Here is a 9824-nt window from a genome sequence, read left to right as displayed (position 1 = left end):
TTATTTACCCCGGCACCCCCCGGCGGGACTGCGCCCCGGCCGCGGTGCGCGGCCCGCCCCCCGCCGGCCACGCCCCCCCCCCCCGCGCGGGGTCGGCGGCCTTTCGCGTACGCGGGTCAGTGGCTCTTGTGGCCCGTGCCCGCAGTGACGGGCAGCTTGCCGAGCACCCGGTTGATGATGTGGATCCGCGCGCCGGCGGCCTGGTAGTCGGCGCAGACCGTGTCGGCCTTGCGCGCCACGCGGGCGCTCGTTCCGCCGCCGGCCTCGGTGACGGGGATCTTCGTACCGGCGAGCGTGGTGACCTCGCCGGCGGCCACCAGATCGGACAGCGACAGCGACCCGGCGACCAGGTGCTCGCGGAGCAGGCCGCGAAGCTTGTCCTTACCGGTGATGAAGAGCTCGTCCAGGTTGTCCTCGGAGAACTGCAGCTCGAACGCGTCGTCGCTGGGGGCGAGAATGGTCACCCCGGACGCGCGGTGCAGCTCGGACTCCATACCGGCGGCCCGTACCGCCGCCTCGAACATGGTGAGGACGGGGATCCACTGCAGGGCCTTCTCGGGGGGCTCCTGGGTGAGCGCCGCCGGGTTGCCGGGATCGGTGCCCGAGGGCAGCGCATCACACAGCCGCCCATGGAGGGTGGGTGCCCCTGCCGCTGCGGCGTCGGTCGCCGCCCGGGCAGGGGCGGCGTCGCCGGAGCAGGCCGTGCCGGCGAGGGTCAGGGACAGGCCCACCGCGGCGAGTGCGGCCAGTCGGCGTCGTGAACCGCGACGGCCCGGCCGGTGGGGACGGGATGGTGCGGTGGCAAGCTGGTCCACTGCGTCTTCTCCAGGTCAAATTGGGCCGTACCGGCCGGACCGGCCCGCAGGCCGGCCCAGCCGGTACGACGATCAGCGGGTCACAGACCGGCGCACTGGCCGTTCTTCGGTCCCGTGACCGAGTTGCGCAGCTCCAGGTTCACCGGAGCGTTGGCGTTGCCACTGCACTGCAGCGGACCGGTCACCGTGTTGGCCGCCACCAGGGGCGCGCCGCCACGGTTGTTCACCAGCTCGACCGGGCCGGTGGCCTTGGTGTCGACGACCACCACCGGGCCGGTGGTGCCGGTGATCCGGGTCGGGCCGGTGACCGTGCTGTTGGTCAGGAAGACACCCGCGGCGCCGCTGGCCTCCACCGGGCCGGTGAACGTCGAGCCCGTGGCGACCAGCGTGGCACCCGGCTGGAGCCGGACCGGGCCGGTCACCGTGGCGTCCTTCAGGCAGGCGAAGCCGGAGATGGTCAGCTTGCCGTTGTGCTTGCCGGTCATGGTCGGGTACACCCGCTCGCCGGCCACCATGTTCTCGACACCCTGCCCGTCCAGCAGCAGCGGGATCAGGCCCCGCTCCGGCTGGTTCAGCGGGACGACGTACCCGTCGGCGGTCTTGACGACCTGCCAGCCGTGCGAGGCGAGCCGCTCCGCGACGGTGGTGCGCATGCCGGCCGGGCCGTCGGTACGCGCCCCGTTGTACTGCTCCTCGGTGAGCTTGTACGCGCACGGCGCGTTGTCGAGGATCAGGTTGGCGGCGGGGGCGTCGACCGGCGGCGGGGCCTCGCCCGGGTGCGGGGCCGGGTACGCCTCGATCGGGCGGGAACCGCGGAAGACGACCCGGCCGGTGTTCGACACCTGGAACTTGATCGCCTCGGCCCGCGCCGTGGTGATCGCGTTCAGGTTCGCCCGGTGGTAGTCGAGGAACTGGTTGAACGTCCACAGCGCGGAGAAGGTCTTACGCCGCCGGTTGTTCGCCGTGTTGCCCTCGTCCGGGCGGGTGGGGCCGCCGGAGCTACGCAGCTCGAGCAGCGAGTTGACGACGTTCTTGAGCCCGGCCGTGTTACGGAGGATGGTCTCCTCGCTCAGGCCCACGGCCCCGCCACCGCTGCACCCGTACGGGCACGGCCACCAGCCGTCCTTGGCGCCCTCGGTGTACATGTGGCCCTCGATCATGTGCTGCGACTCGTCGAAGATCGACTTGGCCACGTTCTGGTGCCGCGGCGGCAGCATCGGCAGGTCACCGGCGTTGGCGTTGCCGAACTCGTGCCCGTCGTAGCTGGCCACCGGGTGGTAGTCGCGCAGCATCCGCACGAACGCCGCGTTCTCCGGCTGGCGGATCAGCGAGTAGTCCCGGTTCAGGTCCTGCCCGGTCGAGTTGCCCCGGGTGTTGGCCGCCCGGCCGTCGCCGTTGATGGTCGGCACGATCAGCACGGTGGTGTGAGACAGCAGGTCCTTGGTGCGGGCGTCATTGCTGAAGGCCAGCTTGCGCGCCATGATCAGGCAGGCTTCCCGGTCACCGGGCTCGTTGCCGTGCACGTTGCAGTTGATCAGCAGCGGCGAGGTGGCCGCCACGGCCGCCGCGGTCGCCGGCGGCTTCGGGTAGCCGAGGACGAACATGTTGATCGGCCGGCCGAGCACGGTCTTGCCGATCTCGGTCACCCGGACCCGGTCGCTGGCCGCGTCGAGCGCCGAGGTGTAGGCGTACTCGTTGACGTCGCTGGTGTACTGCGCCGCGAGGGTGGTCTCCCACTGGGTCCTCAGGTTCTCACCCGGCACGTTCGGGTCGCCCCAGGGCGCCAGGGTGGTGCCGGATACCGGCTCCGAGTACGGCTGCGCGGTGGTGCCGAAGCGGGCGCGGACCCGCCACTGGAACCGGGCGCCCGGGTTGTAGCCCGAGTCGGCGAAGGTCGGCGCCTCGTTGTTGATCTGGCGGTTCGGCCGCCATACGCCGGTGATGACGGCCGGGCCGGTGGCCGAACCGTCAGCGGCGATCGGCGTCCGCTCGATCTGGTAGTCGGTGGCGCCGTCGACCGGCGTCCAGGCAAGGGTGGCGTAGCCGTCGGCCTGCACGACCGACAGGTTCAGCACCTGGTTCGGCTCGGCTTGGACGGCGACGCCGGCCGGCTGGGCGTACGCGGGCAGAGGCGCGACCGTCGCCGCGAGGCTGGCGGCGAGCAGGACGGAGAAAATGGTTGTCCGTCTGTCTCTCATGGAGGCTCCAGAGGTGAACTGACAAGGTGCCGAACAGCACACGTGAGTTACGTCGTACGAAGTGGACCAGGCGGGATTTCTTGAGGATGATCTGAGATTCCGGCACCGGGCCTAGCTCGGCCGTAGCCGATAGCCCACTCCGCGTACGGTCTCCACCAGGCCGGCGTCGGCGAGCTTGGCCCGCAGGGCCGCGACGTGGACGTCGAGGGTGTGCCCGGCCTTCCAGGTGGTCTGCCAGATGTCCATCAGCAACCGCTCGCGGGACACGACCGTCCCCGCCTGCCGGGCCAACGCCATCAGCAGGTCGAACTCCTTACGGGTCAGGCTCACCTCGCGCTCGGAGAGCCAGACCCGCCGGGCGCTGAGATCGATCCGCAGTTCGCCGAGCTCCAACGTCTCCTCAACCCGCGCGGCCCGGGCCGTCCGGCGCATCACCGCCTCGATCCGGGCCTGCAACTCCGCCATGGAGAACGGCTTCACCACATAGTCGTCGGCGCCCGCCCGCAACCCCGCCACCCGGTCCCGCTCCTCCGACCGGGCGGTCACCGCGATGATGGCGACGTGCTCGTTGTTCCGGCGGATCTGCCGACACAACTCCAGACCGTCCCGGTCGGGCAGGTTGAGGTCGAGCAGGACGAGGTCGACCGGGCCCGCCGTGGTCGCCTCCGCCACGGTCGTGGCCGGGATGACCGCGTAACCCCGGCGGCGCAACGCGCTGCCGAGCGCGGACGCGACTCGCAGGTCGTCCTCCACCATCAGCACCCGCACCCGCGTCTCCTCGGCCGTCGTGGTTGACAGGTCCACGCGAGTCTGTCCGATGGTTACGGCCGTGACCAGCAATGACGCAAGATCGTGACCGCGCGATGACCGCGCGATGACCGGCTCGGCAGTCCCGGTGATCCCGCCGTCACTGCGGGCGAGCCGGGCCAGATCCGCCCGGCGTGGGTACGCCTCAGCGCAGGCCGGCGGCGGCGAGCAGGTTACCCTCCGGCAGCGGCGACAGCGCCCGGCCGAGGGCCATCCGCTGCTCGGCCCGCGCCGCCGTGAACGTGGCGTCCCCGCCGATGGCGGTCGCGTACGTGGCGGCGGTGCGGGACGCGATCGCCGACCAGGCGTACCGCTCGTGGACCAGGGCGCGGGCGCGCCGGGCGAGAACGCGGGCCCGCTCCCGGTCCGACAGCAGCGCGTGCACCGCCTCGGTCAGCCCGTCCGGGTCCTGCGGGGCGAAGGTCATCCCGGTCACGCCCGACTCGACGATCTCGGCGAGCCCACCGGTCCGCGACACGGCCAGCGGCGCACCGGCGGCGGCGCCCTCCAGGGCCACCATGCCGAACGGCTCGTAGATGCTCGGCACGGCGAAGCAGTCCGCGGCGGCCATCACCGCGGGCAGGTCGGTGCCGCCGAGGAAGCCGGGCAGGCTCACCGTGCCTTCCAGGCCGAGCCGGTGCACCTCCGTCTCCAGGGCCGCCCGGTACGGTCCGTCGCCGACGATCACCGCGCGCAGCCCGGGATGCCGCTCGCGCAGCGCCGGCAATCCGGCGAGCAGGTCCTGCACGCCCTTCTCGTAGACCAGCCGACCGGCGAAGGTGACCAGCGGACCGTCGCCGGCGAAGCGGGCCCGGGCGGACGCGACCGCCGCCGCCGGCACCTGCCAGCGGTGCGGCTCGACCCCGTTGGGCACCACGTCGACCCGCCCGGTCGGCACGTCGAACAGCGCGGTCACCTCGTCGCGCATGTGGCCGGAGCAGACGATCACCCGGCCCGACTCGGTGGCCAGCCAGTGCTCCACACCGTGGATGGTGCGGTTCATCTCCTCGGGCAGCCAGCCCTGGTGCCGGCCGGCCTCCGTGGCGTGGATGGTGCTGACCAGCGGCAGGTCCAGATGCTCGCGCAGGGTCATCGCGGTGTGCGCGACCAGCCAGTCGTGGGCGTGGATGACGTCGTACGCGCCGGTCTCGGCGGCGCGCAGGGCGGCCCGGGTGAGCGTGTGGTTGAACGCCATCGTCCAGGCGAGCAGGGAGTCCGTGGCGAGCGGGAAGCGGACCGGGTCCTCGGCGGCGCGGACGATCCGCACGCCGTCGGCGTACTCCTCCAAGGGAGCGCCCTCGGCGTGCCGGGTGATGACGGTGACCTCGTGGCCGGCGGCGGCCAGGGCGACGGAGAGGGCGTGCACGTGACGGCCGAGGCCACCGACGAGCACGGGTGGGTATTCCCACGACAACATCAGGATGCGCCGCGGCCGGGTGGGCCCGCCGGGCTGCTGGGGGACAGTGGGGTAGGAGGTGAGGGTGGGTAGGCTCCGGTCCGTCGCGGTGGCGGGCTGTGCGTCGACCCGCAGGATGGTCACATCAATCTCCGTCCGTGCATGCTGGGGCGCGCCGGCGACGCTGCCGGCGTGAAAGGTGCGGTGAGGGTGGCCGAAGGGCCGGGTGACGCGGGCGGGCGCACGCGTCCGACATCCAGGAAAGGCCATTCCGCGCCAGCCCGCACCCTGAAACGGGCGATCGTGACGGAAGACACCCGAAGCTCCTCTGATCGGCGTGGCCGCTGCCGGGTCGTCCCCGCGATGCCCAACTCGTCAGGGCCTTTCAAGCTGATGTCGTAAACGATTCACTCCCGTACGCGGGGCCAACCTGGCGGGACGTTTCGGGCCCGGGCACGTACGGTTGCGCGTACTCGTGGGGCGACATTGCTGGGAAGCTGCTGCTCGGCCTCTTGCGAGGAGAAACAAGCGACATCCTCGAGCTCCTGCTGAGGCAGATCGAAGCCATCCAGGCCGGAGATAGTGCCGCAGTCGAATGTGAAGCTGATGATTGCTCTTGGTCGGCGTTCGGCGGGAGGTGCCCAGTCGACGACGAGCAGGTCTCCCACCGATACGGAGATACCCAGTTCTTCGTGGACCTCACGGGCGCAGGCGGCTGCGGCGGCGTAGAAGGCGGGCAGGTTGGCGTACCAGGTGGCGGGCTCCGTCCAGGTCACGTCGGTGACGCTAGCCGATGCGTCTCGATACGGCCTCGCGCTACTTGTGCGACGGCGGGGTCGCGAGGTCAAGCAGGAGTTCCTTGACCTGGGGCATCGCTTGATGAGGGTTCAGCATGGTGGCGAGTTCGCCCGAGGCGGCGTTCCAGGCGCGCAGAATGGATGTCTGGCATGTGCTGCCCCAGCTGCCGGCCCCAGCCACAGGCGGCATCGATGTCCCCGGCACGGGCATGGATCGTCGCGATGAGAGCGGTGTGCAGGGCGCGCGTCCGAGCGTTCTGGCTGGAGACAGTGATCGCGTCGCGTACCCGCTTCAGAGGCGATAGAGCACCGCGCCGTCGATGTCCTCGCGGGTGATGCCGAGGCCGTCGACCGGCCGGCTGGGCACGCCGTCCCAGGGGGTACCGGGCAGGTAGTCCGGTAGCACGAGCACGTCCTTGACGCCGATGCCACGCAGGTACGCGATCGAGGCCTGGTCCGGGAATGTGGCGGTGGCCGCCCGGGTCTGCGCCTGGGTGGTTGGCTCGAATCCGGCCAAGCCGTTGGCGACCCGCGGCCAACCGTCGACCGTCCACATCATGTAGTTGAGCTCGATCAGCCCGGTCGCGGGCAGTATCAGCAGCGGCTCGCGGGCCTGCGCGAACGCGGCCGGCGGCTGCGGAACGGGCGGGTGGGCGGTGTTGTTCACGCCCTCGCCGATCACGAGTAGCAGCGGGATGACCAGCGCGACCCGTGCCACGGCGCGGCCGGCGCCCTTGAGCGTGCCTGCGTTGCGGGCCGCCTCGCTGATCGCGCCGGCGGCGAGGATGGCCAGCAGCAGGCTGGTCCAGATCATCAGCCGACCCGGCGTGCGTAGCGCGTCCCAGCCGGGCAGGTGCTTGGAGAGCGTGAGGTACCCGGGGTCGCCGTCCCCGCCCAGCGTCGAGCCCAGTCCGAGCAGCGCGGTGCCGACGGTGGCCACGGCCAGCATGATCCGGTGCCGCACCGAGAAGATCGAGAAGAACAGCCCGGCCGAGGCCAGCACGATCAGGCAGACGCCCGGCAGCAGCGCCATCTCCGGCGGCCAGGTGAGCTGCTCGCGGGCGGCGGCGTGCCGCTCGCCCCAGAACCACGACTCGCCCGGCGCGGTGAAGTATCCCTTCACTGGTGGGGAGAACAGGACCGTCCACTCCAGGCCCCGCTTGCTGCCCGGGTTGAGCTCGGTGACCTTCAGGTACGCCAGCGCGATCGAGATCGTGACCAGGCCGAACAGCGAGCCGCCCACAAGGTCGGCGACGAGCAGCCGGCGACCGAACGGCGGCCGGGTCTTCTTGCGCCACCACGAGAACGCGTACGTGCCGGCGGCAACCAGGCAAGCGCCGGCCAGGAAGTATACGAACGGCAGGCCGATGCCGAAGCCGAGGCTGATTTGCCACGCCGCGGTCAGCCACCCGGCCAGCACCCAGCCGGGCCGGCGCTTGTCCGGCTGGTAGCCCCCGGTGAGCGACCAGCCGTGGCCGCGGGCCAGCATCGCGAGCGAGAGCGCGATGCCGCCGGTGGAGAGGATGTTCATGTGGCCGCCGTGCGCCAGCCGCCACGGCGAGAACGCCCACGCCACCCCGGCCACCGCCGCGCCCAGCCGGCCCGCGCCGAGCTGGCGGACCAGCGCGTACGCGCCGATGAACGCCAACGCGTACAGCAGCACGTACAGGATGTTGTAGCGGACGATCGTCGCCTCAAGGCCGGAGCCGATGAAACCGGCCGGAGCGTAGCCGAGCAGCGAATCCGTGTAGGCGTACGTGTACGGCTCGGGATAGAACGTGTTCGAGTGCCACAGCGACAGCGGATCGGTCAGCAGCGCGTGCCCACCCCACGCGATCTGCCACGCCTGCACGGTCGGGTCGCCGAGGTCACCCGGGATCGTGGACGCCGGGTGCTTCAGCGTCGGCCAGGTCAGCATTACCGCGAGCAACAGGCCGCCGAGCACCACCAGCGTCCACTCGTGCCGCAGCACTCGCCAGATGAGGGCGCGTCTCGGCCCGCCTTTCGGCTCGTCGACGGTCTTGGGCGCGATCGTGGGCGCTGCGGCTTCCATAGCAGCCGATGCTAGGTCAGGCATCGGCGCCCGCGCCGTCCCGGATCCGGGCGTGCACCACGCTGAACGCGTTCAGGTGCCAGCCGGGCACCCGGAACGGCCGCCAGCTCACCGCGACATTGTCGGCCCGGAAGACGTGTCGCACCTGGGCGAGCAGGGAGGGGAAGTGGTTGCGGTGGTCGAGCGCGGTGACCACCTGGTACAGGTCGGCGATGCCCTGCCGGCGGGCGGCGCGACCGGAGGTGAGCGCCTTGCCCAACCGGTACACGACCCCCGGGTCGGTCGGGAGCAGGATCGTGACGGCGCCGCCGGGCGCGGCAACCCGGCGCATCTCGCGCAGCGCCGTGAGCGGGTCGGGCAGGTGATGCAGCAGGCAGGTCGCGATGACGCGGTCGAAACCGCCGTCCGGGTACGGCAGCTCGGACACGTCACAGGCCGCCACCCGCACGCGGGGATCCGCCGCCACCTGCTCGGTCGGGCGGGGCTCGCGCAGGTCGGTCAGCACGTACTCGTCGAACTGGTGCCGCACGTACGGCACGTGCTCGCCGCAGTTGCCGCCCACCTCCAGCACCCGGGCGTATCGGGCATCCGGACCGTATGGCGCCTCCATCGACCGGTGCAGGTAACGCTCGAAGAACGACCCGTCCGCCGTCGCGGCCGTCGTGGAATAGTGCTCCTCGTACCACCAGGTCAGCAGATCGTGCGCGCCCTGCCCGGGAGCGGGCTCGTCGCGTGGAGGCATGGCAGTCCCTAAAGGGGCGATGGGCTGGCCGAATTCGTCCGAATGCTACTGGTCGCACCAGGTGACGTACAACATCGTCTGGTAGCGGGACCGCCGAGAGTTCACACCGACGAGGTCACTGGTTCGATCCCCGTATAGCCCACGCAGGTCAAGGGCCACTTCCCGGGTCGGAAACCTACTCCGACTCAGGGTCGCTGAGCTGATCGGAGCGGCGTGAGCGAGAGTCGACTCGGTCGAACCTGGACGCTACCGTGATCATATGGATCTGAATGATCACGAGCCGGAGAGTGGACGTCAGACCGCCCTACCTGTGCCGGAAGCTGCGGCATCCAGCGGCTGGGCGCTGCTGGCCGTGGCCGTTGGCGCAGTGGCCAGTATCCTGATCGCGTGGCGTCGCAGGCAGCAGAGGGCCATGAGCGGACGAGCGTCCACGTAGTGGCGGACCGCCGCGAAACCTCAGGTGAGTGCCGAGCAGGCGGCGATGCCCAGCAGCAGCAACAGGCCGAGCGCCGCGTCGAGCAGCAGCGGCGGGCCCAGGTGCGACCACATCGTCGCGGTACGCGGGGTCAGCAGCTGACCGGTGGTCAGGTTGATGATCCGCTCGATGCGCGGCGGCATGTCGGCGTCGCGTGGGGGGCTCAGGGTGAGTTGCACGTGGTCGCCGGAGTGCAGCGCGCTCTGCGGTAGGTGGCCGTGCAGTTCGACCTCCAGCAGCCGGCCCGCGGCGTCGCGCAGGCGGACCGGGGTGACCAGGAACTCCGGGCCCTTCTTCATGTCCTTGAAGCTGCGTCGGCTGCCCCCGCTGTTGCTGCGCAGCGCCCGCACCAGCCGCATCACGCCGGCGGCGGCCAGCACCGCGACCAGCACCGGCCGCCCGATCCGCACCTCGCGCGGGTAGCCCTCCATGAACCGGACGAGCCGGCCGGTGACGATCCGTCCGGTCGGGTGGATGACGCGCCGGGTTTGAAGGTCAGTGTCCATGATCACCACCCAGAGTCCGGGTTTGTTCACTGATC

The 9824-nt window shown here is 71.1% G+C and carries 8 protein-coding genes; all 8 read right to left on the bottom strand.

Annotation, left to right across the window (positions count from 1 at the left end):
* Window positions 1-116 precede the first annotated feature (116 nt).
* The gene (locus ABZ671_RS25885) at window positions 117-731 is read right to left on the bottom strand and encodes a fasciclin domain-containing protein (protein WP_357862735.1); all 615 of its coding nucleotides are present in this window, start codon (window positions 729-731) and stop codon (window positions 117-119) included.
* A 164-nt stretch (window positions 732-895) separates the two neighbouring features.
* Window positions 896-3013: a M14 family zinc carboxypeptidase gene (locus ABZ671_RS25880; protein WP_357862733.1), complete on the bottom strand. Its 2118-nt coding sequence runs from the start codon at window positions 3011-3013 to the stop codon at window positions 896-898.
* A 111-nt stretch (window positions 3014-3124) separates the two neighbouring features.
* Window positions 3125-3781: a response regulator transcription factor gene (locus ABZ671_RS25875; RefSeq protein WP_357862745.1), complete on the bottom strand. Its 657-nt coding sequence runs from the start codon at window positions 3779-3781 to the stop codon at window positions 3125-3127.
* Between the two features lie 184 nt (window positions 3782-3965).
* Complete coding sequence (locus tag ABZ671_RS25870) at window positions 3966-5360, bottom strand: glycosyltransferase family 4 protein (protein WP_357862731.1); 1395 nt, start codon at window positions 5358-5360, stop codon at window positions 3966-3968.
* Between the two features lie 263 nt (window positions 5361-5623).
* Window positions 5624-5992 carry an NUDIX hydrolase gene (locus tag ABZ671_RS25865; protein ID WP_357862729.1) on the bottom strand — a complete coding sequence of 123 codons (369 nt, stop codon included), beginning with the start codon at window positions 5990-5992 and terminating at the stop codon, window positions 5624-5626.
* A gap of 313 nt (window positions 5993-6305) precedes the next feature.
* Window positions 6306-8066: a hypothetical protein gene (locus ABZ671_RS25860; protein WP_357862727.1), complete on the bottom strand. Its 1761-nt coding sequence runs from the start codon at window positions 8064-8066 to the stop codon at window positions 6306-6308.
* 16 nt (window positions 8067-8082) lie between these two features.
* Window positions 8083-8808 carry a class I SAM-dependent methyltransferase gene (locus tag ABZ671_RS25855; protein ID WP_357862725.1) on the bottom strand — a complete coding sequence of 242 codons (726 nt, stop codon included), beginning with the start codon at window positions 8806-8808 and terminating at the stop codon, window positions 8083-8085.
* A gap of 456 nt (window positions 8809-9264) precedes the next feature.
* Window positions 9265-9798, bottom strand: a complete 534-nt coding sequence (locus ABZ671_RS25850) for a hypothetical protein (RefSeq protein WP_357862743.1) — start codon at window positions 9796-9798, stop codon at window positions 9265-9267.
* Window positions 9799-9824 lie beyond the last annotated feature (26 nt).

Origin of the sequence: Micromonospora sp. NPDC006766, from assembly GCF_040636055.1 — a bacterium.
In the GTDB taxonomy this organism is placed as follows: domain Bacteria; phylum Actinomycetota; class Actinomycetes; order Mycobacteriales; family Micromonosporaceae; genus Micromonospora.
This window is presented reverse-complemented; position numbering and strand designations above follow the sequence as displayed.